The organism is Pseudomonas sp. stari2 (genome assembly GCF_040760005.1).
Classification (GTDB): Bacteria; Pseudomonadota; Gammaproteobacteria; order Pseudomonadales; family Pseudomonadaceae; genus Aquipseudomonas.
Genome location: NZ_CP099760.1, coordinates 637,010 through 663,659, shown reverse-complemented (window position 1 = coordinate 663,659; position 26,650 = coordinate 637,010). Strand labels below are relative to the sequence as shown.

The following is a 26,650-nucleotide window of genomic DNA, read 5'->3' as shown; positions in this document are numbered from 1 at the left end:
CTTATTAACCTTTAAGCTGAGCCAGAGCGCGGTAATCCGCTCCCAGCGTTGCCTGTAGAACCTCTTTCGGATAATCGTCGGTCACTACCGCTTCGCCCATCCGGCGCAGCAGCACCAGGCGCAGACGACCGTCGATCACTTTTTTGTCAATTGCCATGTGTTCAAGAAAATCGGCTTCGGTCATCTCTTCAGGCGGAACCACCGGCAGGCCGGCGCGCTGGAACAGACGAATGCCGCGATCGCGCTCCTGCTCGCTGATCCAGCCGAGGCGCGCGGACATTTCCATCGCCATTACCGTGCCAGCAGCGACCGCTTCACCGTGCAACCAGACACCATAGCCCATGTGGGTTTCGATGGCGTGGCCGAAGGTGTGGCCGAGGTTGAGCGTGGCGCGTACACCGGTTTCTTTCTCATCGGCGCCGACCACCGCAGCCTTGGCCGCGCAGGAGCGCTCGATGGCATAGGTCAGGGCTTTCTGATCCAGCGCGCGCAGGGCGTCGACGTTGTCTTCGAGCCAGGTCAGAAACGGCTCGTCGCAGATCAGGCCGTACTTGATGACCTCCGCCAGGCCCGCGGACAACTCACGCGCTGGCAGGGTTTTCAGGGACGCCGTATCGATCAGCACCACGTTCGGCTGATAGAACGCGCCGACCATGTTCTTGCCCAGCGGATGGTTGATGCCGGTCTTGCCGCCCACCGACGAATCGACCTGGGACAGCAGCGTGGTAGGGATTTGGATGAAATCGACGCCGCGCTGGTAGCAGGCGGCCGCAAAGCCGGCCATGTCGCCGATCACACCGCCACCGAGGGCGATCACCGTGGTGCGGCGGTCGTGACGAGCGGTCAGCAGACCGTCGAAGATCAGTTGCAGGGTTTCCCAGTTCTTGAAGGCTTCGCCGTCCGGCAGCACCACGGAAACTACCGAAAACTGCGAAAGACTGCGGGTCAGACGCTCGAGATAGAGCGGCGCAACGGTCTCGTTGGAGATGATTGCCACTTGCCGCCCGTGAATGTGCGGAGCCAGCAATTCAGGCTGATCCAACAGTCCTTCGCCAATATGAATCGGGTAGCTGCGCTCGCCTAGATCGACCTTGAGTGTCTGCATGTGTCCCCACGTGAAGATGGAAGCAGGCGTCCTGCCTTGAATTATCGGATGTCCCCGGTCTTGAAAGGTGTGACGCCGCTTGCGTGCGATCCGCCACAACCCTCGACAGGACGCCGAGGATAGCGCATTTCGGGCGACGCTTTAACGGGGTGGAAGTTGCGCCAGACGGTCAAGAATGTCGAGCACCACCATGCGTGGCGGCCGCTCGTCGGTTTCCACCACCAGATCGGCGATTTCCCGATAAAGCGGATCGCGGATCGCCAGCAGGTCGCGCAGGGTTTTCTCGGGATTGGCTGTGCGCAGCAGCGGGCGATTGCGGTCGCGGGAAGTCCGGCCGACCTGCTGTTCGACAGAGGCGTGCAGATACACCACCCGCCCGCCCTCGTGCAGGGCCTTGCGGTTGGCGTCGCGCATCACCGCGCCGCCGCCCGTCGCCAGCACTACGCCGTCGAACGCGCACAGCTCGGCGATCATCGCCTGCTCACGATCACGAAAACCGGGCTCGCCTTCCTTGTCGAAGATCCACGGGATATTGGCGCCCGTACGCAGTTCAATTTCCTTGTCGGAATCCTTGAACGGCAGGCGCAGCTCTTTGGCCAGTAATCGGCCGATGGTGCTTTTTCCAGCCCCCATCGGTCCTACAAGAATCAAATTTCGCACAGAATCAACGACTCACAGCAATCGCCTGGTTATTCATGATACGCGGAGTGAGGAATACCAGCAGCTCGGATTTTTTCTCCGAAACTACATCACGCCGGAAAAGGCGGCCAAGATACGGCACATCGCCAAGAAATGGCACCTTATCTACGACCTTGCTTTGAGTATTTGAGAAAACCCCGCCAATCACGATGGTCTCGCCGTCGTTCACAAGTACCTTGGCATTGACCTCGTTTTTCTTGATCGGCGGTACATCCTGCACTTTGTTCAGGTAGTCCGGTTCGTCCTTGGTGACCTTCACCTCCATGATGATGCGATTGTCCGGGGTGATCTGCGGCGTGACCTCCAGCGACAGCGAGGCCTCCTTGAACGACACCGATGTAGCGCCGCTGGAGCTGGCTTCCTGATACGGAATCTCGGTGCCCTTGAGGATCTTCGCGGTCTCCTTGTCGGAGGTGACCACCTTGGGCTGCGAGACGATCTCCCCGTTGCCGGTCTTCTCCATCGCCGTCAGCTCAAGGTCCAGCAAGACGTTGTCGGTGATGAACGCAATGCCGATCCCGGAGGTGTTGTTGACTGTACCCATGTCGACGAACGGCGAGTTGGTGCTGGTGCTGCCCGGCGTACCAATGGTGGTCGACGAGCCGTTGCTGACCCCGGAGGTATTCCAATTGCCCTTGTTCTGGATCGATCCGCCCCAGCGAACGCCCAGGCTCTTGTCGTAATCGACGTTGGCCTCGACGATCCGTGCCTCGATCATCACCTGACGCACCGGGATATCCAGTTGCGCCACGATCCGCCGCAGCTCGTCGAGACGATCCTGGGTCTGGTAGGCGATGATGTTGTTGGTGCGCTCATCGACGGTGATCGAACCCCGTTCGTCGACTTTGGCCTCGGCGCTGGTGACCGACTGGAACAACTTGGCGATATCCGCGGCCTTGGCGTAATTCACTTGCAACAGTTCACGGCGCAGCGGCGCCAGCTCGGCGATCTGCTTCTGCGACTCCAGTTCCTGCCGTTCGCGGGCGGCGATTTCATCCGCCGGCGCCACCAGCAACACATTTCCGACTTTGCGCTTGTCCAGGCCTTTGGTCTTGAGCACTAGATCCAGCGCCTGATCCCACGGCACGTTTTGCAGACGCAGGGTGATTCCGCCCTGCACCGTGTCGCTGGCGACCAGATTGAGGTTGGTGAAATCGGCGATCAGTTGCAGCACCGAACGCACATCGATGTCCTGGAAATTCAGCGAAAGCTTTTCGCCGCTATAAGTGTTGCGGTCAGCATTGCGCTTTTGCAGGTCATCGACGGTCAACGGCCGGATGCTCACGGTCAGCTTGTTGTCGGTCTGGTAAGTGGAATAGTCGAACGTGCCGCTGGGCTCGACGGTGATGGTCGCTCGATCACCGCTGACACCAGCATTGACGAACTGCACCGGGGTGGCGAAATCCTTGACGTCGAGACGCACCCGCAACGGTTCGGGCAGTTGGGTGCGAGCGAAATTGAGAATGATCTTGCCGTCATGTTCCTGGATGTCCGGCGCGATGGTCGGGTCGGACAGGTCGATGACGACATTGCCCTCGCCCGCCGTGCCGCGCTGGAAGTCCACGCCTCGGATGGCCCTGGCGGTCGGCGCGAACGTCCGGACCGGTGCCGCCACCGGTGTCGCACGTGGAGCCTTGGTGGCAGGTCGCGGCGCGGTGACTTTGGAACCTTGCCCGACCACCACGAACAACGTATTCCCCTCGACCCGGGTGTCATACGGCGCCAGTTGCGTCAGATTGATGATCAACCGGGTACGGTCGTTGGCCTCGACCACTGTGGCAGTGCGCGCATTACCGCTACCGAGGTCACGAGTCTTGCTCGCGAGCTGGCTGACCACTCCCGGCAGATCCAGAGCGATCCGCGCCGGCGAATCGGTGGTGTAGCCCTTGGGCTGTGGCGGTGGGCCGTCGAACGATAGCTTCAACTCGACGCGATCGCCCGGCAGCGCCGCCACGTCCAGCGTCTTCAGATTTGCCGCTTGAACCATCGGCGACAGCAGCGCTATCCATAGCGAAAAACCGAGGGTGGAGAAAATCCTGTTCATTGTTCGACTTCCACTATGAGTGCTCTTTCAAAGGAATGGTGCGCGGCCGCTCCAGCCAGGCGCCTTCGCCATCGGGAACGATTTCGACCACATCGACCTGGGTGGCACTGATCGCGACGATGCGCCCGTCGTTGCGCCCCAGGTAATCGCCGACTTTCAGCCGATGCACCCCGCCCGCTCCGCGCAGCAGCGCAAAGGAGCCGGACGCATTGGCGATCGTGCCGACCATCTCGAATTGCTCGATGTTGAAACCTTCGAGGTATTGCTTGACCCGTGTCGGATCCGGCTTGACGTTGCGCGAGCCGTGCTGCTGCCCGGCCAGATCGACCCGCACCTGACGCGAGAACGGGCTGCGCAGGCTGGCGGCGCTATAGGTGAACGTCTGGTAGGAACGAAAGGTCGGCGTCGGCTCGATCTTGCCCGGCGGCCGCAGGCGCACTTCATTCATGTAAGCGTCGAGATCGCTGAAGTCGTTGCCGCCGCAACCGCTCAAGCCCAGCGTCAAGGTCGACAATAGAAGGAAACGGATCGGGCTCATTTTTGCAGCCCCTTGTCGTTGTAACGGTACGTCTTGGCGAGGATGCTCATGCGCAACTTCGTCCCGCCTTCCGGGTTGGCCGGTGCCAGCTCGAAGTCGTGCAGCGTCACGATCCGCGGCAACCCGGCCACACCGCTGACGAAAGTGGCGAGGTCGTGATAGGCACCCGTGACGGTGATCTGGATCGGCAATTCGATGTAGAACTGCTGCGTCACCTCCGGCAACAGCTTGATCTCCTCGAATTCAAGACCGCTGCCCAGACCGGTGCGCGTGATGTCTTCCAGCAGCCCCGGCACTTCGGTGTCGCTGGGCAATTGCCGCAGCAGGACGCCAAACGAGTTCTCCATTTCCTTCATCTGCTGGGTGTACAGCTCGAGATTGGCCGCCAGGTGCGCCTTGCTGGAGAACTGCTCCTTGAGCGTGGCTTCCTCTGTACGCTTGAGCTCAAGCTGGTTTTCCATGTCGCTGACGAAAAAGTTGTAGCCCAGGGCCAGCACCAGAATCATCAATAGCGCCCCGGCCAGGCCTTTCACGGCCGGCGGCCAGGAGCCGATGTTGCTGGTATCCAGGTCGTTGAAGTCGATATTGCGCAGGCTGGCCAGCCATTCGGACGGTTTCATTGGTCGTCCTCCAGGTTTTTCGGCCGGGTCTGATGGACGGTCAACTGGAACACGTTGGCCTGATCCAGCTGCCCCGCCGTGGTTGCCTTGACCTCGTTCAGGGTCGGCGCATCGAACCAGTCGGACGCCTCAAGATTGCGCATCAGGTCGGAGACCCGGTTGTTCGATTCCGCCGCACCACTGATCGACAGGGTCTTGCCGACCATCTTCACGCTGGTGAAATAGACGCCGTCGGGCAGGGTGCGCGCCAGCTGATCGAAAATTCTCCCGCTGACCTGCCGGTTGGCCTGCAGGTCCTGGATGATGCGCATCCGCTCCACCAACTGCTGGCGACGCGCCTTGAGCTCGCTGATCTGCTGGATCCGCTCATCCACCACGGCGATCTGCTTGCCGATGTAATCGTTGCGCACCTGCTGCCGCTCAATGGCGGTACTGAAAACCTCAGCAGCAATAAAGACTGCGCCGACCGAGCCGACCACTACGCCGGTCAGGGTCAGCAGGAAGCGTTTGCGTCGTTCTTCGCGGCGCTCCTCACGCCAGGGTAAAAGGTTGATCCGCGCCATCAGTCGAAACTCCTGAGCGCGAGCCCACAGGCAATCATCAGGGCCGGCGCATCACTGGCCAGGGCCCCGGCATTGACTTTGCTGCTCAAGGCCATGTCGAAAAACGGATTGGCAACCTGGGTCGGCGTCCCCAGGCGTTCTTCAATCAGCCGGTCCAGCCCGGGCACCGACGCCGTGCCGCCGGCCAGCAAAATATGGTCGACCGCGTTGTACTGGCCGGAAGCGAAGAAAAACTGCAAGGAGCGTGAGACCTGCTGCACCAGCGCCTCGCGAAACGGCTGCAGGACCTCGCTGACGTAATCGTCCGGCAGACCGCCCTGCTTCTTGGCCAGCCCGGCCTGCTCAATGGTCAGGCCATAACGGCGCTGGATTTCCTCGGTCAGCTGGCGCCCGCCAAAGAGTTGCTCGCGGGTATAGATGATCCGGCCGTTGTGCAGGACGCTGAGGGTGGTCATGGTGGCGCCGATATCGACCACCGCAACGGTCAAGCGCTCCTGGGAAGCCGCCAGTTGCGTGGCCAGCAGGCCGAACGAGCGCTCAAGCGCATAGGCCTCGACATCCACCACCCGCGCAGTCAGGCCGGCGAGGGCCAGTGCAGCCTCACGGACTTCGACGTTTTCCTTGCGACAGGCGGCCAGCAGCACGTTGACCCGCTCGGGATTGCGCGGCGAGATACCCTGGACTTCGAAGTCGATGGCGACCTCGTCCAACGGATAGGGAATGTATTGGTCGGCCTCGATCTTGAGCTGGTTTTCCAGTTCGTCGTCGGACAGCCCGGCGTCCATTTCGATGACCTTAGTGATCACCGCCGAACCGGCCACCGCCACCGCCACGCTCTTGAGCCCGGTGCGCGCCTTGACCAGCACCCGGGACAGGGCATGCCCGACGCCTTCGAGTTCGGCGATGTTTTTCTCGACCACGGCGTTGGCCGGCAACGGCTCCACCGCGTACGCCTCGACCCGGTAGCGCTCACCCTGACGGCTCAGCTCCAGCAGCTTCACCGAAGTGGAACTGATGTCGATCCCCAGTAACGTATTGGTCTTTTTGTTGAAGAGTCCTAGCACTACCAATTCCCTATGACTTTCCGTGAGTTACGGACTCTGTAATGCGCATTGCGTTCCCTCGCCCCGTCTTGACAGAAGCGCAAATGACGCCCCCAGCGGAAAAGTGCTTATAATGCCCAGCGATTTTTTCCGCTTTTTACTGCCGGCGCGGGCCGTTCTGTGTGTTTCCGGAACCCTGTCGCCCAATTCATTCTTTGCCCTGGATGTCCAAAAGCCTTGATTCGTCTGCTGAAATTCTTCGGTTGGTCCATCGTCGCCGTTTTCTGCGGACTGCTTTTAGGTCTCAGCGGCGCGTTTCTTTACCTTAGTCCGGGTTTGCCATCTGTGGAGGCGCTGAGAAGCATTCAGTTGCAGATTCCCCTCCGGGTGTACAGCAGCGACAACAAGTTGATCGCAGAATTTGGCGAAATGCGCCGCACACCGATCCGTTTCGCCGACATTCCCCCCAATTTCATCAATGCGTTACTAAGTGCTGAAGACGACAACTTCGCCAACCACTATGGCGTCGATCCGAGCAGCCTGATGCGTGCCGCGACCCAACTGGTCAAGAGCGGGCACATCCAGTCCGGCGGCAGCACCATCACCATGCAGGTGGCGAAGAACTTCTTCCTGACCAGCGAACGCAGCTTCTCGCGCAAGACCACAGAAATCCTCCTGGCCCTGCAGATCGAACGGCAGCTGACCAAGGACGAGATCCTTGAGCTGTACGTGAACAAGATTTATCTGGGCAACCGCGCCTATGGCATCGAGGCGGCGGCGCAGGTGTATTACGGCAAGTCGATCCGCGAGGTCAGCCTGGCGCAGATGGCGATGATCGCCGGCCTGCCGAAGGCCCCTTCGCGCTTCAACCCGCTGGCCAACCCGGCGCGCAGCAAGGAGCGTCGCGACTGGATCCTCGGGCGCATGTACAAGCTCGGCAAGATCACCGAAGCCGACTACACCGCTGCCATCAACGAGCCGCTGAACGCCAGCTACCACGTGCCGACCCCGGAAGTGAACGCGCCGTACATCGCCGAGATGGCCCGCGCCGAAATGGTCGGCCGCTATGGCAGCGACGCCTATACCGAAGGTTTCCGCGTCACCACCACGGTGCCGAGCAACCTGCAGGAAATGGCCAACACCGCGCTGCACGAAGGCCTGATGACCTACGACCAGCGTCACGGCTACCGTGGCCCTGAATCGCGCCTGCCGGGCAAGACCCGTGAAGCCTGGGCCGTCGAGCTTACCAAGCAACGCACCATCAGCAGTCTCGAGCCGGCCATCGTCACCCAGGTCGACAAGAACGGCCTGCAAGTGCTGACCCGGACCGGTGAAGAGCACGTGGCGTGGGACACCATGAAATGGGCCCGTCCGTTCCTCAATACCAACAGCATGGGCGCCGCACCGCGTCAGCCATCGGATGTCGCGCAGGTCGGCGACCTGGTGCGCGTACAGCGCCAGCCGAACAATTCGCTGAAGTTCAGCCAGATTCCGCAGGCCCAGGGTGCGTTGGTGTCGCTGGATCCGCAGAACGGCGCGATCCGTTCGCTGGTCGGCGGTTTCGCCTTCGAGCAGAGCAACTACAACCGCGCGACGCAGGCCAAGCGTCAGCCGGGCTCGAGCTTCAAGCCATTCGTCTACAGTGCCGCGCTGGATAACGGCTACACCGCCGCCACGCTGGTCAACGACGCGCCGATCGTGTTCGTCGACGAGTATCTGGACAAGGTCTGGCGCCCGAAGAACGACACCAACACCTTCCTCGGCCCGATCCGTCTGCGTGAAGCGCTGTACAAGTCGCGCAACCTGGTTTCGATCCGCCTGCTGCAGGCGATGGGCGTAGGCAAGACCATCGACTACATCACCCGCTTCGGTTTCAACAAGCAGGATCTGCCGCCAAACCTGTCCCTGGCGCTGGGCACCGCGACCCTGACCCCGATGGAAATCGCCACCGGCTGGAGCACCTTCGCCAACGGTGGTTACAAGATCACCCCGTACATCATCGACAAGATCGAAAGCCGCAATGGCGACACATTGTTCGTCGCCAACCCGCCGACCGTGCCACAGGGCGGCGCGGCTACCGACGGCATCGCGGCACCGGCGACTCAATCGATCACCGTCGGTGCAGCACCGGTTCCGGGTGAAGCACCGAGCGCTGCAGCGGTGCCACAAGTGCCGGCAGTCGCCGAGCGCATCGTCGATGGCCGCACCACCTACATCCTCAACAGCATGCTGCAGGACGTGATCAAGCTCGGCACCGGTCGTCGTGCACTGGCCATGGGCCGCAGCGACATCGCGGGTAAAACCGGTACTACCAACGAATCCAAGGATGCGTGGTTCTCCGGTTACAACGCCGATTACGTGACCACGGTCTGGACCGGTTTCGACCAGCCGGAAAGCCTCGGTCGCCGGGAGTTCGGCGGCACCGTGGCGCTGCCGATCTGGATGAACTACATGAGCGCCGCGCTCAAGGACAAGCCGCCGCATGTCCAGCCGGAGCCGGAAGGCATCCTCAGCCTGCGGGTAGACCCGGTCAGCGGCCGCGCAGCCTCCCCGAGCACGGCAGGCGCCTACTTCGAACTGTTCAAGGCCGAAGACACGCCGCCGTCGGTCAACGAGATCGGCAATGGGACAGCGCCGGGTAGTCCGCTGCCCGCGGATGAACAGGCGCCGATCGATTTGTTCTGATCCTGATCCGCTAAAAAGCCCCGCCTTCGTGAGAAGTGCGGGGCTTTTTTTATTGCCTTCAGGATCGGTGCCGGACGAACAGGCCACACTCGACACAAAAACCTCAGGAACAAAAAAGCCCCGACTCTCACGAGCCGGGGCTTTCACTTGAAGCGCTACAACGACTTAGCCGTTGAACACGTCATCCACGCTTTTCAGCGGGTAGTTCTTCGGATACGGCAGGGTCGCTACGCCGGTCTCGATCGCGGCCTTGGCCACGGCGTCGGAGATCACGGTGATCAGGCGCTTGTCCATTGGCTTCGGAATGATGTACTCACGACCGAATTCCAGGGAGATACCGCCGTAGGCGTCGCAGACTTCCTGTGGAACCGGCAGCTTGGCCAGTTCGCGCAGAGCGTTGGCGGCAGCGATCTTCATTTCTTCGTTGATGCGCTTGGCGCGAACGTCCAGGGCACCGCGGAAGATGAACGGGAAGCCCAGCACGTTGTTGACCTGGTTCGGGTAGTCCGAACGGCCGGTGGCCATGATCACGTCGTTGCGTGTGGCGTGAGCCAGTTCCGGGGAGATTTCCGGATCCGGGTTGGAGCAGGCGAAGACGATCGGGTTGGCCGCCATGCGCTTGAGTTGCTCGGCGCTCAGCAGGTTCGGGCCCGACAGGCCGACGAATACGTCAGCGCCTTCGATGGCGTCGTCCAGGGTGCGCTTCTCGGTAGCGTGAGCAAACACAGCCTTGTACTGGTTCAGGTCGTCACGGCCAGCGTGGATCACGCCGGTACGGTCGATCATGAAGATGTTCTCGACCTTGGCGCCCATGCTCACCAGCAATTTCATGCAGGAGATTGCGGCAGCGCCGGCGCCCAGGCAGACGATCTTGGCTTCGCCGAGGGTTTTGCCAGCGATTTCCAGAGCGTTGATCATGCCCGCAGCGGTCACGATCGCGGTGCCGTGCTGGTCATCGTGGAACACCGGAATGTCGCACTGCTCGATCAGAGCGCGTTCGATCTCAAAGCACTCAGGCGCCTTGATGTCTTCCAGGTTGATGCCACCGAAGGTGATGGAAATGCGTTTTACGGTGTCGATGAAGGCTTGCGGGCTTTCGGAGTCGACTTCGATGTCGAATACGTCGATGCCGGCGAAGCGCTTGAACAGCACGCCTTTACCTTCCATCACTGGCTTGGAAGCCAATGGGCCGAGGTTACCCAGGCCCAGAATCGCGGTGCCATCGGAAATGACTGCAACCAGGTTGCCCTTGCCGGTGTACTTGTAGGCCAGTTCAGGATCGCGGGCGATCTCGCGCACTGGTTCAGCTACGCCGGGGCTGTAGGCCAGCGACAGGTCGCGGGCGGTAGCAGTGGCCTTGGTGAGCTCGACACTCAGCTTTCCTGGACGAGGATTGGCGTGATATTCGAGAGCGGCAGTTTTCAGATCAGACATTTTGGCATTCCGCTTTTTACTGTTGGACAGACTGGTCAGCGAGGATACGCGCCTCGCAAAGTCCCCACAAGACTGCCCGGTCACCCCTGTCAAGCGCCCTGCCCTACGACTTTGGGCCAAGAGCCACGGCGCACAAGGGCTAGACTGTTCACAATCGACAGAAAAAATGTCTACAACTTTTTCTTCAGCGGGACGATTGCAACATTGAAGAATCGGTCAGCGGCAACAGCCAACGGACCTGACCGGATTTCAATCCGCCCCGTCGTGAACGGTCGACCACCCAGCCCCGGGCTTCGATTTGCTTGCCCTTCAACGCTTGCAGGGAACTGACATCGAAGCGCTCCAGCAGATTGGGTGCAACGCGCAGTACAAGCTTGTCCTGCAACTCGATCCAGATTCCGCCACGATTGCGCTGAACCTTGCTCACACGCCCGCTGACGATGGCGAAACCCGAGCGTTCGATCTGCTCCGCTTTCAGTACAGGCGAGCGCTTCCAAAGGCCAAGCCCGGCCTGCCGCGCGCTGCGTTCGGCGGCTTGCTGACAATCGACAAGATCGACATTCGGCGCCACCGCGACCCGGAAACCGAGGCCATCGGCGAGCATTTGCGCTTCGAGACTGGCGCCGCTGACGCTGTAGAGATGGGCGAGCGTACGCCCGTAATGGTCTTTTTCCTGCGCGCCGAGGCGCAAACCGACTCGTCCGCCACTGTCAGCTACCAAGGCTTCCAGGCGTTTGCGCGCCGCCACGGCAAACGGCTCGTCGCCGCGACCCTGCTTGCCCAATTCAGGCGTGTTGAGACCGATCAGGCGTACGCTGCGACCGTCACTCAGGCGCACCGTGTCGCCATCGACAACCCGCTGCACCACCACGCTGGACAGACCCGAGGGCGCCGGACAAAAGGCCTGGGCAGCGGACAGCCAAATCGCGGACACAAAAAAGGCGCCCACAAGGGACGCCTTTTTCATCAGACCGGAAAAGCCGCTGAGGTTTTCCAGAATGAGAGGCCTTAGGCCTTTTTCGCGCCGAAAGCACCGAAACGGTCGGCGAACTTCTGAACGCGACCACCGGTGTCCAGAGTCTTCTGCTTACCGGTGTAGAACGGGTGGCACTCGTTGCAAACGTCGATCGCCAGGGCTTTGCCGAAGGTCGAACGGGTTTCGAACTTGTTGCCGCAGCTGCAAGTTACTGCAACTTCTGGGTAATTCGGGTGGATATCGGCTTTCATGGTGTTTTCCTCAGCTGGCGTGCCGCCATCCAACACGATTGTTGAATACCGCACGTAATTAGGCCGCGGATTCTACCAGACCTTTTCAATCACGCAAGCTGTCACCGAGACCGACCGTCTGCTAGGCTCCCGCCCTTCTTCACCGCCCCGCCTATGAGAATCCTCCGCGTGCCCGACGCCATTCTGCGCCTCGCCCTGCCTTCGCCCCTGCGCCGCCTGTTCGACTATCGGGCCCCGGCCGGTGTGCTGCGTTCGCAGTTGCAACCGGGCATGCGGCTGCGGGTGCCGTTCGGTCGGCGGGAAATGATCGGGATTCTGGTGGAAGTCACTGACACCAGTGAAGTGCCGGTGGAAAAGCTCAAACCGGCGCTGGCCCTGCTCGACGCCACCGCACCGTTGCCGCCGGCACTGTTCAAGCTGTGCCTGTGGACGGCTCAGTATTATCAGCACAGCCTCGGCGACACCTTGAGTTGGGCATTACCGGTATTGCTGCGCCAGGGCGAACTGGCGGAAGCCCGCCAGGAACGTTTCTGGTCCGCCGCCCCCGGCGCCAGCCTCGACGACCCGCGCATCGCCCGCGCCCCGCGCCAGCGTGAAGCCCTTGCGACTTTGGCCCAGCACCCTCACGGCGTCGCCCATCAGTTGCTAAGCAAACTGATGCTGAACAAGGACAGCCTCGATCTGCTGCTGGCCAAAGATCTGGTACAAGTCGAAGTACGTCGCCACGCCCCCGGCGCACGCCACGAGCACTGGCTGGCCCAGCCGGAGCTGCCGCTCAACAGCGAACAGCGCGCCGCTTATGAAGCGATTCGCGCCGGTTTCGACAGTTATCACGCGTTCCTGCTGGCCGGAGTCACCGGCAGCGGCAAGACCGAAGTCTATCTACAACTGATCCGCGAAACCCTCGAGGCCGGCAAACAGGCGCTGGTACTGATCCCGGAGATCAACCTCGGTCCGCAGACCCTGGCCCGCTTCGAACAACGTTTCAATGCGCGCATCGCCCTACTGCACTCGGCCGTCAACGACCGCGATCGCCTCGATGCCTGGCTCGCTGCCCGGGATGGCGAGGCCGACATTATTATCGGCACCCGCTCGGCACTGTTCACCCCGATGAAAAATCCGGGGCTGATCATCATCGACGAAGAACACGACGGTTCCTATAAACAGCAGGAAGGCCTGCGCTACCACGCACGGGATCTGGCACTGGTGCGCGCGCGTCAGGAAAACATCCCGATCGTGCTCGGCTCCGCGACGCCATCCCTGGAAAGCCTGCACAACGCCTATACCGGCCGGTACGGACTCCTGCGCCTGAATGAACGGGCCGGCGGCGCCAAACAGCCACGGTTCCTGCGTCTGGACGTAAAAAGCCGTCCGCTGGACAGCGGCATTTCCGGGCCGATGCAGCAAGCCATCGGCCAGACCCTCGCCGCCGGCCAGCAGGTGCTGGTGTTCCTCAACCGCCGAGGGTTTGCCCCGACCCTGCTGTGCCACGATTGCGGCTGGATGTCCGAGTGCCAGCGCTGCGATGCGCGGATGACCGTGCACCAGCGCTACGGCGAGCTGCGCTGCCACCACTGCGGTTACGTCGAGCGTGTGCCGCGCCAGTGCCCGAAGTGCAACAAGGTCGATCTGCGGCCGGTGGGCGCCGGCACCGAGCGGGCCGAGGAACGGCTGGCGATTCTGTTCCCGGACTATCCGGTGCTGCGCGTCGACCGTGACAGCACCTCGCGCAAAGACGCGATGAATCAGTTGTTCGCCACGATCCAGAAAGGCCAGCCGTGCATTCTGGTCGGCACCCAGATGTTGGCCAAGGGTCACCACTTTCCCCGGGTCACCCTGGTGTCGATCCTCGATGCCGACGGCGGGCTGTTTTCCGGCGACTTCCGCGCCAGCGAGCGCATGGCGCAGTTGATCGTGCAGGTTGCCGGGCGCGCCGGGCGGGCGGAAGAACCGGGCAAGGTGATCATTCAGACGCACCTGGCCGACCATCCTTTATTGGTGCAACTGACCGAGCAGGGTTACTTCGCCTTTGCCGAACAGGCCCTGAGCGAGCGTCGCGCCGCCGGCCTGCCGCCGTTCGCCCATCTGGCGCTGCTGCGCGCCGAAGCACACAAGCCGGGGCAGGCTGAAGGCTTTCTCGATGAGGCGTGCAGTGAGGCCGAGCGCTTGCTGGCCGAACAGAACCTGAGCGGTATCGAACTGCTGGGACCAGTGCCGGCGCCGATGGAACGTCGGGCCGGACGCTTCCGCGCGCAGCTGCTTTTGCAGGCCACGGCCCGGGCGCCGCTGCACCGGTTGCTGTCGAGCTGGCTGCTGGCGCTGGAGCAGATGCCAAGCGGCCGGGCGGTGCGCTGGTCGCTGGATGTCGATCCCGTGGATCTGTACTGACCGGGAAAAACCGGTCGAATTGTCACCACACATCCACATCCTGCCTGCTAAGGTTGGCAAGCCCGTCTTCGCAACGGATAATGCCCAGTTTTTCCACCCGCGCATCGATGCGCCGCCGCGCTTGCGGTCGAAAGAGAAGACCATGAAAGACACCATTCGCCAGCTGATCCAACAAGCCCTCACCCAACTCGTCAACGAAGGTGTGTTGCCTGAAGGCCTGACGCCGGCGATCCAGGTGGAAAACGCTCGGGACAAGACCCACGGCGATTTTGCCAGCAACATCGCCATGATGCTGGCCAAGCCTGCGGGCATGAAGCCGCGTGACCTGGCGGAAAAAATCATCGCCGCCCTGCCGGCTGACGAGAACGTCACCAAGGCCGAAATCGCCGGCCCCGGCTTCATCAATTTCTTCCAGAACACTCAGGCGCTGGCCTCGCGCCTCGACGCCGCACTGGCCGACGCTCACGTTGGCGTGCGCAAGGCGGGTCCGGCGCAACGCACCGTGGTCGACCTGTCGGCACCGAACCTGGCCAAAGAGATGCACGTCGGTCACTTGCGCTCGACCATCATCGGCGACGGCGTTGCCCGGGTGCTCGAATTCCTCGGCGACACTGTGATCCGTCAGAACCACGTCGGCGACTGGGGCACCCAGTTCGGCATGCTGATGGCGTATCTGCAGGAAAACCCGATCACCAGCGACGAACTGTCGGACCTGGAAAACTTCTACCGCGCCGCCAAGCAGCGCTTCGACGAGTCCCCGGAGTTCGCCGACCGCGCCCGCGGCCTGGTGGTCAAGCTGCAGGCCGGCGATGCCGAATGCCTGGCGCTGTGGACCAAGTTCAAGGACATCTCGCTGTCGCACTGCCAGAAGATCTACGAACTGCTCAACGTCAAACTGACCATGGCCGACGTGATGGGCGAAAGCGCTTACAACGACGACCTGATCAATGTGGTCAACGACCTGAAAGCCGCCGGCATGCTGGTTGAAAGCAACGGCGCCCAGTGCGTGTTCCTCGACGAATTCAAGAACGCCGAAGGCGAGCCGCTGCCGGTGATTATCGTCAAGGCCGACGGCGGCTACCTGTACGCCACCACCGACCTGGCAGCTGTGCGCTATCGCAGCGGCAAACTGAAGGCCGACCGTGCGCTGTACTTCGTCGACCAGCGTCAGGCCCTGCACTTCCAGCAAGTGTTCGCCGTGGCGCGCAAGGCCGGTTTCGTGACCCATCCGATGGAAATGGAGCACATGGGCTTCGGCACCATGAACGGCGCCGACGGCCGTCCGTTCAAGACCCGTGACGGCGGCACCGTGAAGCTGATCGATCTGCTGACCGAGGCTCAGGAACGCGCCTACACCCTGGTGAAAGACAAGAATCCGGAACTGGCCGAAGACGAACTGCGCAGCATCGCCAAGGTCGTTGGCATCGGCGCGGTGAAGTACGCCGACCTGTCCAAGCACCGCACCAGCGACTACAGCTTCAACTTCGACCTGATGCTCAACTTCGAAGGCAATACCGCGCCGTACCTGCTGTACGCCTACACCCGTGTGGCCGGCGTGTTCCGCAAACTGGGCAAGGATTTCAGCGAAGTCGACGGCCAGATCGTCCTCGAAGCGGCGCACGAGCAGGAACTGGCGGCCAAACTGGCGCAGTTCGGTGAAGTGCTGAACAACGTTGCGGAAAAGGGTACGCCACACACTCTGTGCACCTACCTGTACGACGTGGCCGGCCTGTTCTCCAGCTTTTACGAGAACTGCCCGATCCTCGCCGCCGACACCCCGGCACAAATGCAAAGCCGTCTGCGCCTTGCCGCGCTGACCGGCCGTACCCTCAAGCAAGGCCTGGAACTGCTCGGCCTGGAAACCCTGGAGCGTATGTAAGTTGGCTGCCAAGAAAAAACCTGCACCCAAACGTGGCGCCAGCCGTTACCAAGCTCCAGCGAAGCAGCCGATTCCGGGCTGGCTGTGGATGGCCATCGGCCTGACGGTCGGTGCGTTCATCGTGTTCCTGATGAAACTGGAGCCGGGCAAGGGCAGCGACACGGTCAAGCGCGAGAAGGTCGAACAACAGCAACAACAGAAAGCCACCAAGATCGCCGAGGCCAACAAGACCCCGCCGAGCCCGACGCAACCGGTGAAGCCGAAGTACGACTTCTACACCCTGCTGCCGGAATCGGAAGTGATCGTGCCGCCTGACGCCGTGCCGGAGAAAACCCTGCCGACGCCACAGGTGCCGGCGATCCCGACTACGCCGGTGACTCCGGCGGAAGCGGCGAAGATCGACACCGCACGCGCCCAGGCTGCACTGGCCGGGATCACCCCACCGCCAGCGCCTCCGGTGACCAAGGCTGCGCCGGTGACCAAGTTCTTCCTCCAGGCCGGCTCGTTCCGAAAAGAGGCTGATGCCGACAAGGTCCGCGCGCAGATCATTCTGCTCGGCCAGGCGGTCGCGGTTGAATCCGGGACAGTGAAGGATGAAACCTGGTATCGCGTACTGGTCGGCCCGTTCAGCAACCGCGAACAACTGACCACTGCCCAGAAACAACTGGCGGGCGCAGGTTTCAGCAACCTGTTGTTACAACAACGCCAGAGCCGCTGATTCCCCTCGAATGATCCTTCCCGCGCTCTGCGTGGGGAGGATCAGCGCAACAACACCGCTCGTCCCCTCTCCCTCCCCGCAGTTGAAATCCTCTCCACTACCCCCATATGAATGGGCATAAGGCATTTTCGCCCCGCAGTGTGGAGACTCTTCCCTTGACCACCATCGTTTCAGTCCGCCGCCACGGCAAAGTCGTCATGGGCGGCGACGGCCAGGTTTCTCTCGGCAACACCGTGATGAAAGGCAACGCGAAGAAAGTTCGTCGCCTGTACCACGGCCAGGTCATCGCCGGTTTCGCCGGTGCCACCGCCGACGCCTTTACCCTGTTCGAACGTTTCGAAGGCCAGCTCGAGAAACATCAGGGCCACCTGATCCGCGCCGCCGTCGAACTCGCCAAGGAATGGCGTACCGACCGCTCCCTGAGCCGCCTCGAAGCGATGCTCGCGGTCGCCAACAAGGACGCCTCCCTGATCATCACCGGCAACGGTGACGTGGTCGAACCGGAAAACGGCCTGATCGCCATGGGTTCCGGTGGCGGTTACGCCCAGGCCGCTGCCAGCGCGCTGCTGAAAAAGACCGATCTGTCGGCCCGCGAAATCGTCGAGACCGCTCTCGGGATCGCCGCCGACATCTGTGTATTCACCAACCACACTCAGACCATTGAGGAGCAGGATCTCGCTGAAGAAGCCTGATTCGGCCCTGTGCCACGGCTTGCTTCTGCTTGAGGACCGTCAATTATTATGTCCATGACTCCCCGCGAAATCGTCCACGAACTCAACCGCCATATCATCGGCCAGGACGATGCCAAGCGTGCCGTCGCGATTGCCCTGCGCAACCGCTGGCGCCGCATGCAGCTGCCTGAAGAGCTGCGCGTTGAAGTGACCCCGAAGAACATCCTGATGATCGGCCCGACCGGTGTCGGTAAAACCGAAATCGCCCGTCGCCTGGCCAAACTGGCCAACGCGCCATTCATCAAGGTCGAAGCGACCAAGTTCACCGAAGTCGGCTACGTCGGCCGTGACGTCGAATCGATCATCCGCGATCTGGCCGATGCCGCGATCAAGATGCTGCGCGAGCAGGAAATGACCCGCGTTCGCCACCGCGCCGAAGACGCTGCCGAGGATCGTATCCTCGACGCTCTGCTGCCGCCGGCACGCATGGGTTTCAGCAACGAAGACGCACCGACCCAGGACTCCAACACCCGCCAGCTGTTCCGCAAGCGCCTGCGCGAAGGTCAGCTGGATGACAAGGAAATCGAGATCGAAGTCGCCGAGATGGCCGGCATCGAAATCGCCACGCCTCCGGGCATGGAAGAAATGACCAACCAGCTGCAGTCCCTGTTCGCCAACATGGGCAAGGGCAAGAAAAAGTCTCGCAAGCTCAAGGTCAAGGAAGCACTGAAACTGGTGCGCGATGAAGAAGCCGGTCGCCTGGTCAACGAAGAAGAGTTGAAGGCCAAGGCCCTGGAAGCGGTCGAGCAGCACGGTATCGTGTTCATCGACGAAATCGACAAGGTCGCCAAGCGCGGCAATGTCGGCGGCGCCGATGTGTCCCGTGAAGGCGTGCAGCGTGACCTGCTGCCACTGATCGAAGGCTGCACCGTCAACACCAAGCTGGGCATGGTCAAGACCGACCACATTCTGTTCATCGCTTCCGGTGCGTTCCACCTGAGCAAGCCGAGCGACCTGGTACCGGAGCTGCAAGGCCGTCTGCCGATTCGCGTCGAACTCAAGGCCCTGAGCCCTGAAGACTTCGAACGTATCCTCAGCGAACCGCACGCCTCGCTCACCGAGCAATACTGCGCGCTGCTGAAGACCGAAGGCCTGAACATCCAGTTCCAGCCTGAAGGCATCAAGCGTCTGGCGGAGATCGCCTGGCAGGTCAACGAGAAGACCGAGAACATCGGTGCCCGTCGCCTGCACACGCTGCTCGAGCGCCTGCTGGAAGAGGTGTCGTTCAGTGCCGGTGATCTGGCCAGCGCCCATGACGACAAGGCGATCCTGATCGACGCCGAGTACGTCAACAGCCACCTGGGTGAATTGGCGCAGAACGAAGATCTGTCCCGTTATATCCTGTAAGCCATACTTACAGTGGTCGTGAAACTGTGGGAGCCATCGGCTCCCACAATTTTTTCCACCTGACGGAACGCCGGCGATGACCCAACTCCCCACCGACATCAAACTGCACAAAGCCTCGAAAACCCTGTCGCTCAAATACGCGTCCGGCGAGGAATACACCCTGCCCGCCGAATTCCTGCGCGTGCACTCCCCTTCCGCCGAGGTCCAGGGCCACGGCAAACCGATCCTGCAATTCGGCAAACTGCACGTCGGCCTGACCAAGGTAGAACCGGCCGGTCAGTACGCACTGAAACTGACCTTCGACGACGGTCACGACAGCGGTCTGTTCACCTGGGATTACCTGTACGAGCTGGGGCGACGTTATGACGCACTCTGGGCGGATTATCTGGCCGAACTCAAAGCCGCCGGCAAAACCCGCGACCCGGATCAGTCCGTCGTCAAGCTGATGCTCTAGTCCGCGCCTCGGACTGTTTAGAGGGCATTTTCTAGATTCATCTGTTTGAATGCTCCGCTAAAGCGGCCCGGGATCGGCTGCTTGCGAAAAAAATTAAACTCGGGTAACCAATGGAGCTGGCAAGTTCCCTGCAGTGCTCTACGACTGTAAAGCAGCTATGCAGAATCAACGGTCACCCGAGCAGTAGTACCTGGCATTGGCTGTGGAACTGCACAGCAGAAACCGGGTACTCGTCTCAGGACAATGGAGCGTCGTAGATGAGTAACAAGAATAACGATGATTTGAAGTACCAGGCCTCGGAAAACACCCTGGGGCTGAATCCTGTCGTTGGGCTTCGCGGAAAGGATCTGCTGGCCTCTGCTCGAATGGTGCTGACCCAGGCCATCAAACAACCGATCCATAGTGTCACGCACGTCACCCGGTTCGGCCTCGAACTGAAGAACGTGCTGTTCGGCAAATCAGAACTGCAACCGGCGGGCGATGACCGTCGCTTTGTCGATCCGGCGTGGAGTCAGAACCCGCTGTACAAACGTTATCTGCAAACTTATCTGGCATGGCGCAAGGAACTCCATGCCTGGATCGACGACAGCAGCCTCTCGCCCAAGGACATCGCGCGCGGCCACTTCGTGATCAACCTGATGACCGAAGCCATGGCGCCGACCAACAGCATGGCCAACCCGGCGGCGGTCAAACGCTTCTTCGAGACCGGCGGCAAGAGCCTGCTCGACGGTCTCTCGCATCTGGCCAAGGATCTGGTGCACAACGGCGGCATGCCGAGCCAGGTCAACATGGGCGCGTTCGAGGTCGGCAAGAGCCTGGGCGTGACGGAAGGCGCGGTGGTGTTTCGCAATGACGTGCTGGAGCTGATCCAGTACAAGCCGATCACCGAGCAGGTGCACGAGCGCCCGCTGCTGGTGGTGCCGCCGCAGATCAACAAGTTCTACGTCTTCGACCTGAGCCCGGACAAGAGCCTGGCGCGCTTCTGCCTGCGCAACAATGTGCAGACCTTCATCGTCAGCTGGCGCAACCCGACCAAGGAACAGCGCGAGTGGGGCCTCTCGACCTACATCGAAGCCCTGAAGGAAGCGGTCGACGTGGTCACCGCGATCACCGGCAGCAAGGACGTCAACATGCTCGGCGCCTGCTCCGGCGGCATCACCTGCACCGCCCTGCTCGGCCACTATGCCGCGACGGGTGAAAACAAGGTCAATGCCCTGACCCTGCTGGTCAGCGTGCTCGACACCACCCTGGACAGTGACGTCGCCTTGTTCGTCGACGAGCAGACCCTGGAGATGGCCAAGCGTCATTCGTATCAGGCCGGTGTGCTGGAAGGCAAAGACATGGCCAAGGTCTTTGCCTGGATGCGCCCCAACGATTTGATCTGGAATTATTGGGTCAACAACTACCTGCTCGGCAACGAGCCGCCGGTGTTCGACATCCTGTTCTGGAACAACGACACCACCCGGTTGCCGGCCGCGTTCCACGGCGACCTGATCGAGATGTTCAAAAACAACCCACTGACCCGCCCCGATGCACTGGAAGTGTGCGGCACGCCGATCGACCTCAAGAAAGTCACGGCCGACATCTTCTCGCTGGCCGGCACCAACGACCACATCACCCCGTGGAAGTCCTGCTACAAGTCGGCGCAACTGTTTGGTGGCAAGGTGGAGTTCGTGCTGTCCAGCAGCGGGCATATCCAGAGCATTCTGAACCCGCCGGGCAACCCGAAATCGCGCTACATGACCAGCGACGAAATGACCGCCAATGCCGATGACTGGCAGGAAAACTCGACCAAGCATGCCGATTCCTGGTGGCTGCACTGGCAGGCGTGGCAGGCGGCGCGATCGGGCGAACTGAAAAAGGCACCGACGAAGCTGGGCAACAAGGCATTCCCGGCAGGCGAGGCCTCACCGGGCACTTACGTACACGAGCGGTAACCGAGACACCTCACTCCCTGCGGGGAGTGAGGTGAACACTGAGATTGCGACCCACAGGGCCCTGAAGCATGCCGCAACCGTTCATCTTTCGTACCGTCGAGCTGGATGGCCAGACCATCCGGACCGCCGTACGCCCCGGCAAGCCTCACTTGACGCCCTTGCTGATTTTCAACGGCATCGGCGCCAACCTGGAGCTGGTGTTTCCTTTTGTCGCGGCGCTGGATCCGGACCTGGAAGTGATCGCCTTCGACGTGCCCGGTGTCGGGGGGTCTTCGACGCCGAGACGGCCGTATCGCTTTCCGGGACTGGCCAAGCTCACAGCACGGATGCTCGACTACCTCGACTACGGACAGGTCAATGTGATTGGTGTGTCCTGGGGTGGCGCGCTGGCACAGCAGTTCGCCTATGACTATCCCGAGCGCTGCAAGAAGCTGGTACTGGCAGCGACGGCGGCGGGTGCGGTGATGGTGCCGGGCAAGCCGAAGGTGCTGTGGATGATGGCCAGTCCACGGCGCTACATCCAGCCGTCCCATGTGATCCGCATCGCCCCGATGATCTACGGCGGCTCGTTCCGTCGCGACCCGACGCTCGCTGCCAGCCATGCGGCCAAGGTGCGTTCGGCGGGCAAGCTCGGCTACTACTGGCAACTGTTCGCGGGCCTTGGCTGGACCAGCATTCACTGGCTGCACAAGATCCATCAGCCGACCCTGGTGCTGGCCGGTGACGACGATCCGCTGATCCCGCTGATCAACATGCGCATGCTGGCCTGGCGGATTCCCAACGCCCAGTTGCACATCATCGATGATGGTCATCTGTTCCTGATCACCCGGGCCGAAGCAGTGGCACCGATCATCATGAAGTTCCTCCAGGAGGAACGTCTTCGCGCAGTGATGCACCCCCACCCGACACCGCTGGGCGGATAACCGGCCCGGTCCGGTTTTCTGGACAGCTCCTTGCAGAGCTTTTCAACGTGCGTGGCAGGACGCCGCGCAGGCAACAAGCCGCAACAGCGTCTATGGTGTTCTGGTTCGGTGTGTTTGTTTTTGACCTGAAGACGAAGGAGTGTTGAGTCATGCGCGACAAACCAGCGACGGGCGTAGTGCCCAGTCCTGCCGTGTTCATCAATGCACAGAGTGCAATGACCGGCCTGCGTGGCCGCGATCTGATTTCGACGTTGCGCAGCGTCGCCGCCCATGGCCTGCGCAACCCGATCCACAGCGCGAAACACGCATTGAAACTCGGCGGCGCGCTCGGACGCGTGCTGCTCGGTGAAACCCTGCATCCGACCAACCCCAATGACAGCCGATTCGCCGATCCGGCCTGGAGCCTCAATCCGTTCTATCGCCGAAGCCTGCAGGCCTATCTGAGCTGGCAAAAACAGGTGAAGAGCTGGATCGACGAAAGCAGCATGAGCGATGACGATCGCGCCCGTGCGCACTTCGCTTTCTCCCTGATCAACGACGCCGTGGCGCCCTCCAACACGTTGCTCAATCCGCTGGCGATCAAGGAGCTGTTCAACTCCGGCGGCCACAGTCTGGTGCGTGGCCTGAGTCATCTGTTCGATGACCTGCTGCACAACGACGGCCTGCCGCGCCAGGTGACCAAACAAGCTTTCGAAGTCGGCAAGACTGTCGCCACTACCACCGGTTCGGTGGTGTTTCGCAATGAACTGCTCGAGCTGATCCAGTACAAGCCGATGAGCGAAAAGCAGTATTCGAAACCGCTGCTGGTGGTGCCGCCGCAAATCAACAAGTACTACATTTTCGACCTGAGCCCGAGCAACAGTTTCGTCCAGTACGCCCTGAAGAACAGCTTGCAGACCTTCATGATCAGTTGGCGCAATCCGGACGTTCGTCATCGCGAATGGGGCCTGTCGACCTACGTCGAGGCCGTGGAAGAAGCAATGAACATCTGCCGCGCGATCACCGGTGCCCGCGAGGTCAACCTGATGGGTGCCTGCGCCGGCGGGCTGACCATCGCTGCGCTGCAGGGGCACTTGCAGGCCAAGCGACAGTTGCGGCGGGTCTCCAGCGCGACCTATCTGGTGAGCCTGCTCGACAGTCAGATCGACTCTCCAGCCACTTTGTTCGCCGATGAACAGACCCTCGAAGCGGCCAAGCGCCGCTCCTATCAGAAAGGCGTGCTGGACGGTCGCGACATGGCCAAGGTGTTCGCCTGGATGCGCCCCAACGATCTGATCTGGAGCTACTTCGTCAACAACTACCTGCTGGGCAAGGAGCCGCCAGCGTTCGACATCCTCTACTGGAACAACGACAGCACCCGCCTGCCCGCCGCGTTTCACGGTGATCTGCTGGACTTCTTCAAGCACAACCCGCTGATTCATTCGGGCGGCCTGGAAGTCTGCGGCACGCCGATCGACCTGCAGAAAGTCACGGTCGACAGTTTTAGCGTGGCCGGCATGAACGACCACATCACGCCATGGGACGCGGTGTATCGCTCGACCCTGCTGCTGGGTGGGGAGCGGCGCTTCGTGCTGTCCAATAGCGGCCACGTCCAGAGCATTCTCAACCCGCCGAGCAACCCCAAGGCCAACTACGTCGAAAACGGCAAGATGAGCAGCGACCCGCGCGCCTGGTACTACGACGCGAAAAAGGTCGACGGCAGTTGGTGGCCGCAGTGGCTGGAATGGGTCCAGCAGCGCTCCGGCACCCTGCGCGAAACCCAGATGGCCCTTGGCAACGCGAACTATCCACCGATGGAGGCGGCGCCCGGCACTTACGTGCGCGTGCGCTGACCGGCCCCAACCGCCCATTAAGAAGACTGGATGAAAACAAGCGAACGGATCCTCGAATGTGCCCTGCAGTTGTTCAACGAGAAGGGCGAGCCGAACGTCTCCACTATGGAGGTTGCCAACGAAATGGGGATCAGCCCGGGCAACCTCTACTACCACTTCCACGGCAAGGAGCCGCTGATTCTCGGGCTGTTCGAGCGTTTCCAGAACGAGCTGGCGCCACTGCTCGACCCACCTGCGGATGTCGAACTGGCACCGGAGGATTACTGGCTGTTCCTGCACCTGATCGTCGAACGGCTGGCGCAGTACCGGTTCCTGTTCCAGGACCTGTCGAACCTGGCCGGACGCCTGCCGAAACTCGCCAAGGGCATCCGCAACTTTCTCAACGTCCTGAAGCGCACGCTGGCGTCACTGCTGGCGCGGTTGAAGGCCTCGGGACAGTTGATCAGTGACACCCAGGCGCTGGGGCAACTGGTGGAGCAGATCACCATGACCTTGCTGTTCTCGCTGGACTATCAGCGGATTCTCGATCGCGAGGGCGAGGTACGGCTGGTGGTTTACCAGATCATGATGCTGGTGGCGCCGCACCTGTTGCCGCCGGTGAAGGTGGCGACGGAGCGGATGGCGCTACAATACCTCGAAGATCACGAGTGACCGCACAAACAAAAACGCCCGACCTTCAGAGGCCGGGCGTTTTCTTGTGCCCTGAAAATCAGGACTGACTGGTCGGCGTCGACGGCGTCGATGCAACAGTCGAAACTGGCGCCGGGGTTGGAGCCGAGGCGGAGTTCGACGTGCTGGCCAGTGCTTGCGGTGTGGTCACCGGTTTTGGTGCAGCAGCTTTCGGCGCAGCGGCTTTCGGCGCGGCCGTTTTTTTCACTGCCGGTTTTTTCGCCGCAGCCGGTTTGGCGGCAGGCTTGGCAGCGGGTTTGGCGGCAGCGGTTTTCGCTGCTGGCTTGGCCGCTGGTTTTGCAGCAGGTTTTGTAGCAGGTTTGGCGGCGGCCTTGGCGGCAACCGGTTTGGCCGCGGCTTTCGCTGCTGGCTTGGCTGCTGCAGTTTTGGCCGCTGGTTTTGCTGCAGGTTTCGCGGCAGCCTTAGTCAACGGTTTGGCAGCAGGTTTTGCCTCCGGTTTGGCTGCTGCGGTTTTGGCCGCGACAGGCTGAGCTTTCAGGCCGGTGAGTTTTTCGATCTGTTTGGTCAGGGTATCGACCTTCTTGTGCAGATCCTTCACCTCGTTGCGGCTCGGTACGCCCAGGCGCGAGATCGCACTGTTCAGACGCTTGTCGAAAGCCCCTTCCAGTTGATCCCAGGTGCCCAGAGCGCGATCTTTCACGCCGCTGATGCGCGATTTTGCCGAGCTTGCAGAATCCTTGGCAGCATCGACTTTCTTGCCGACTGCAGCCTTGGTGAGCTTCTCGGCTTTCTCGCCGTCTTTGACCAATGTATCGAAGAGCTTGCTGCCGTCAGTGTCGATCTTCGAGTACACGCCTAAACCAGCCAGCCAGATCTTGCGGGAATAGTCTTCGACTTTTCCGATCCACGAGCTGCCTTCTTTATCGGTGTTCTTTTTACCAGCCATCCCGTTCTCCTTAAGATTTACGCGCGACGCGTTCGAGCAATGCCGTCAGCTCATCGAGCTTAGCAGAGAGTGCCTCAACGTCATGTTTAGACGGAATGCCGATACGATTCAAGGCACTGGCGACACGCGTGTCGAACGCCTTCTCGACCTTGTCGAGCTGAACTTCGACGCGGCCTTTGAAAGAGCTGACTTCGTGCTTGGCTTCATCGATCTCGGCGTTGGCCGCTTCGAGTTTTTCGGTGACGGCTTTTTTGCCTTTCTTTTCAACAGTTTGACCAGCCTTGATCAACTCCTGAAAGTACTCGCTGCCCTCCTGACCGACCTTGGTGTAGGCACCCAGGCCTGCCAGCCAGATCTTGCGGGCATAGGATTTGACGTCGCTCAAAGCAGAAGTCGAGGCGTCGATTTTTTTCTTCAAAATAACTTTGGCCATGGTGCACCTCACGCGCAGAAGGTTTGAGGAACTGCCCGGACGTGTGTCGGGCTCAGGCACAAAGTAGGGAGAAAAATTAGAAACGGCACCCTAACAACTGACATAAAAGGCAGGTGCACCACACAGAAAAAGGGGAGCCCGAAGCTCCCCCTCTGTTCTTTTCAGACCAGCGCCTTGTCCAGCGCTTTCTCGATCTCGGCTTTGATCATGCCGCTCATGGCCGACATCATCAGGCCCAGTTCCACGTCGACCCGGATCGAATTCTCGGCCACATGCACCGCGCCCTTCACACCCGAACGCTTGAGGTTCAGGGTATCGCCCGACCACTGCGGCTCAAGGCCATATTGATCGGACAGTTTCTGCGCCAGTTTGTCGGCTTTCTCGCGGGCAACTTCCTTGCCCAGGCTGTGGGCACGCTCAACACTGATATGGGCCATTGAATGACTCCTGCTTTTTGAATGGGGCTATGAATGC

24 protein-coding genes are annotated in these 26,650 nt (G+C 61.1%); 11 read left to right on the top strand and 13 right to left on the bottom strand.

Translation table 11 applies throughout. The features are described 5' to 3' along the window. Positions 1 to 4 precede the first annotated feature (4 nt). The 7 genes from aroB to NH234_RS02950 form a co-directional block, all read right to left on the bottom strand. Positions 5 to 1,105 carry a 3-dehydroquinate synthase gene (gene aroB, locus NH234_RS02980; protein WP_119429530.1) on the bottom strand — a complete coding sequence of 367 codons (1,101 nt, stop codon included), beginning with the start codon at positions 1,103 to 1,105 and terminating at the stop codon, positions 5 to 7. A 141-nt stretch (positions 1,106 to 1,246) separates the two neighbouring features. Then, positions 1,247 to 1,765, bottom strand: a complete 519-nt coding sequence (gene aroK / locus NH234_RS02975; RefSeq protein WP_011332081.1) for a shikimate kinase AroK — start codon at positions 1,763 to 1,765, stop codon at positions 1,247 to 1,249. Positions 1,766 to 1,769: 4 nt separating this feature from the next. Next, positions 1,770 to 3,848: a type IV pilus secretin PilQ gene (gene pilQ / locus NH234_RS02970; protein ID WP_367255593.1), complete on the bottom strand. Its 2,079-nt coding sequence runs from the start codon at positions 3,846 to 3,848 to the stop codon at positions 1,770 to 1,772. Between the two features lie 13 nt (positions 3,849 to 3,861). Continuing rightward, positions 3,862 to 4,386 carry a pilus assembly protein PilP gene (locus tag NH234_RS02965; RefSeq protein WP_085732572.1) on the bottom strand — a complete coding sequence of 175 codons (525 nt, stop codon included), beginning with the start codon at positions 4,384 to 4,386 and terminating at the stop codon, positions 3,862 to 3,864. Then, positions 4,383 to 5,006, bottom strand: coding sequence for a type 4a pilus biogenesis protein PilO (pilO, locus tag NH234_RS02960; protein WP_085732571.1), 624 nt, complete (start codon positions 5,004 to 5,006; stop codon positions 4,383 to 4,385). The genes NH234_RS02965 and pilO overlap by 4 nt, the downstream gene beginning before the upstream one ends. After that, entirely contained in the window at positions 5,003 to 5,569 is a 567-nt protein-coding gene (locus NH234_RS02955) for a PilN domain-containing protein (protein ID WP_085732570.1), read from the bottom strand. The genes pilO and NH234_RS02955 overlap by 4 nt, the downstream gene beginning before the upstream one ends. Continuing rightward, positions 5,569 to 6,633, bottom strand: coding sequence for a pilus assembly protein PilM (locus tag NH234_RS02950; RefSeq protein WP_085732569.1), 1,065 nt, complete (start codon positions 6,631 to 6,633; stop codon positions 5,569 to 5,571). Before NH234_RS02950 ends, NH234_RS02955 begins: the two co-directional genes overlap by 1 nt. Positions 6,634 to 6,849: 216 nt before the next feature. Here NH234_RS02950 and NH234_RS02945 point away from each other — a divergent pair, with 216 nt between their 5' ends. After that, entirely contained in the window at positions 6,850 to 9,297 is a 2,448-nt protein-coding gene (locus tag NH234_RS02945) for a penicillin-binding protein 1A (RefSeq protein WP_085732568.1), read from the top strand. A 165-nt stretch (positions 9,298 to 9,462) separates the two neighbouring features. Here NH234_RS02945 and NH234_RS02940 read toward each other — a convergent pair whose 3' ends face one another. The 3 genes from NH234_RS02940 to rpmE all read right to left on the bottom strand — a co-directional run bounded on the left by NH234_RS02940 (position 9,463) and on the right by rpmE (position 11,958). Beyond that, entirely contained in the window at positions 9,463 to 10,731 is a 1,269-nt protein-coding gene (locus NH234_RS02940) for a malic enzyme-like NAD(P)-binding protein (protein ID WP_085711053.1), read from the bottom strand. 184 nt (positions 10,732 to 10,915) lie between these two features. After that, positions 10,916 to 11,698 (bottom strand): thermonuclease family protein, encoded by a 783-nt coding sequence (locus NH234_RS02935; protein WP_085732567.1) that lies wholly within the window; start codon positions 11,696 to 11,698, stop codon positions 10,916 to 10,918. Between the two features lie 41 nt (positions 11,699 to 11,739). Then, positions 11,740 to 11,958, bottom strand: coding sequence for a 50S ribosomal protein L31 (gene rpmE / locus NH234_RS02930; RefSeq protein WP_007952398.1), 219 nt, complete (start codon positions 11,956 to 11,958; stop codon positions 11,740 to 11,742). Between the two features lie 168 nt (positions 11,959 to 12,126). Here rpmE and NH234_RS02925 point away from each other — a divergent pair, with 168 nt between their 5' ends. The 10 genes from NH234_RS02925 (at position 12,127) to NH234_RS02880 (ending at position 24,818) form a co-directional block, all read left to right on the top strand. After that, positions 12,127 to 14,346: a primosomal protein N' gene (locus NH234_RS02925; RefSeq protein ID WP_367255592.1), complete on the top strand. Its 2,220-nt coding sequence runs from the start codon at positions 12,127 to 12,129 to the stop codon at positions 14,344 to 14,346. A gap of 142 nt (positions 14,347 to 14,488) precedes the next feature. Next, positions 14,489 to 16,225, top strand: a complete 1,737-nt coding sequence (gene argS, locus NH234_RS02920) for an arginine--tRNA ligase (protein WP_085732565.1) — start codon at positions 14,489 to 14,491, stop codon at positions 16,223 to 16,225. A 1-nt stretch (position 16,226) separates the two neighbouring features. Beyond that, on the top strand, positions 16,227 to 16,943 hold the full coding sequence (locus NH234_RS02915) for an SPOR domain-containing protein (RefSeq protein WP_085732564.1): 717 nt from the start codon (positions 16,227 to 16,229) through the stop codon (positions 16,941 to 16,943). A 155-nt stretch (positions 16,944 to 17,098) separates the two neighbouring features. Beyond that, the gene (gene hslV, locus NH234_RS02910; RefSeq protein ID WP_003220875.1) at positions 17,099 to 17,635 is read left to right on the top strand and encodes an ATP-dependent protease subunit HslV; all 537 of its coding nucleotides are present in this window, start codon (positions 17,099 to 17,101) and stop codon (positions 17,633 to 17,635) included. Between the two features lie 48 nt (positions 17,636 to 17,683). Beyond that, positions 17,684 to 19,021, top strand: coding sequence for an ATP-dependent protease ATPase subunit HslU (gene hslU, locus NH234_RS02905; RefSeq protein ID WP_085732563.1), 1,338 nt, complete (start codon positions 17,684 to 17,686; stop codon positions 19,019 to 19,021). Between the two features lie 76 nt (positions 19,022 to 19,097). Then, positions 19,098 to 19,475, top strand: coding sequence for a gamma-butyrobetaine hydroxylase-like domain-containing protein (locus tag NH234_RS02900; protein WP_085698107.1), 378 nt, complete (start codon positions 19,098 to 19,100; stop codon positions 19,473 to 19,475). 257 nt (positions 19,476 to 19,732) lie between these two features. Then, positions 19,733 to 21,412, top strand: a complete 1,680-nt coding sequence (gene phaC, locus NH234_RS02895) for a class II poly(R)-hydroxyalkanoic acid synthase (protein WP_085698106.1) — start codon at positions 19,733 to 19,735, stop codon at positions 21,410 to 21,412. Between the two features lie 68 nt (positions 21,413 to 21,480). Continuing rightward, complete coding sequence (gene phaZ / locus NH234_RS02890) at positions 21,481 to 22,335, top strand: poly(3-hydroxyalkanoate) depolymerase (RefSeq protein ID WP_085732561.1); 855 nt, start codon at positions 21,481 to 21,483, stop codon at positions 22,333 to 22,335. Positions 22,336 to 22,484: 149 nt separating this feature from the next. Then, positions 22,485 to 24,167, top strand: coding sequence for a class II poly(R)-hydroxyalkanoic acid synthase (phaC, locus tag NH234_RS02885; RefSeq protein ID WP_085732560.1), 1,683 nt, complete (start codon positions 22,485 to 22,487; stop codon positions 24,165 to 24,167). Between the two features lie 30 nt (positions 24,168 to 24,197). Further along, the gene (locus NH234_RS02880) at positions 24,198 to 24,818 is read left to right on the top strand and encodes a TetR/AcrR family transcriptional regulator (RefSeq protein ID WP_085732559.1); all 621 of its coding nucleotides are present in this window, start codon (positions 24,198 to 24,200) and stop codon (positions 24,816 to 24,818) included. 58 nt (positions 24,819 to 24,876) lie between these two features. On the opposite strand, the gene NH234_RS02875 is transcribed toward NH234_RS02880, so the two are convergent. The 3 genes from NH234_RS02875 to NH234_RS02865 all read right to left on the bottom strand — a co-directional run bounded on the left by NH234_RS02875 (position 24,877) and on the right by NH234_RS02865 (position 26,613). Then, positions 24,877 to 25,743: a phasin family protein gene (locus NH234_RS02875; RefSeq protein ID WP_367255591.1), complete on the bottom strand. Its 867-nt coding sequence runs from the start codon at positions 25,741 to 25,743 to the stop codon at positions 24,877 to 24,879. A 10-nt stretch (positions 25,744 to 25,753) separates the two neighbouring features. Further along, complete coding sequence (locus NH234_RS02870) at positions 25,754 to 26,176, bottom strand: phasin family protein (protein WP_085732557.1); 423 nt, start codon at positions 26,174 to 26,176, stop codon at positions 25,754 to 25,756. Between the two features lie 161 nt (positions 26,177 to 26,337). Further along, on the bottom strand, positions 26,338 to 26,613 hold the full coding sequence (locus tag NH234_RS02865; RefSeq protein ID WP_085732556.1) for a polyhydroxyalkanoic acid system family protein: 276 nt from the start codon (positions 26,611 to 26,613) through the stop codon (positions 26,338 to 26,340). Positions 26,614 to 26,650 lie beyond the last annotated feature (37 nt).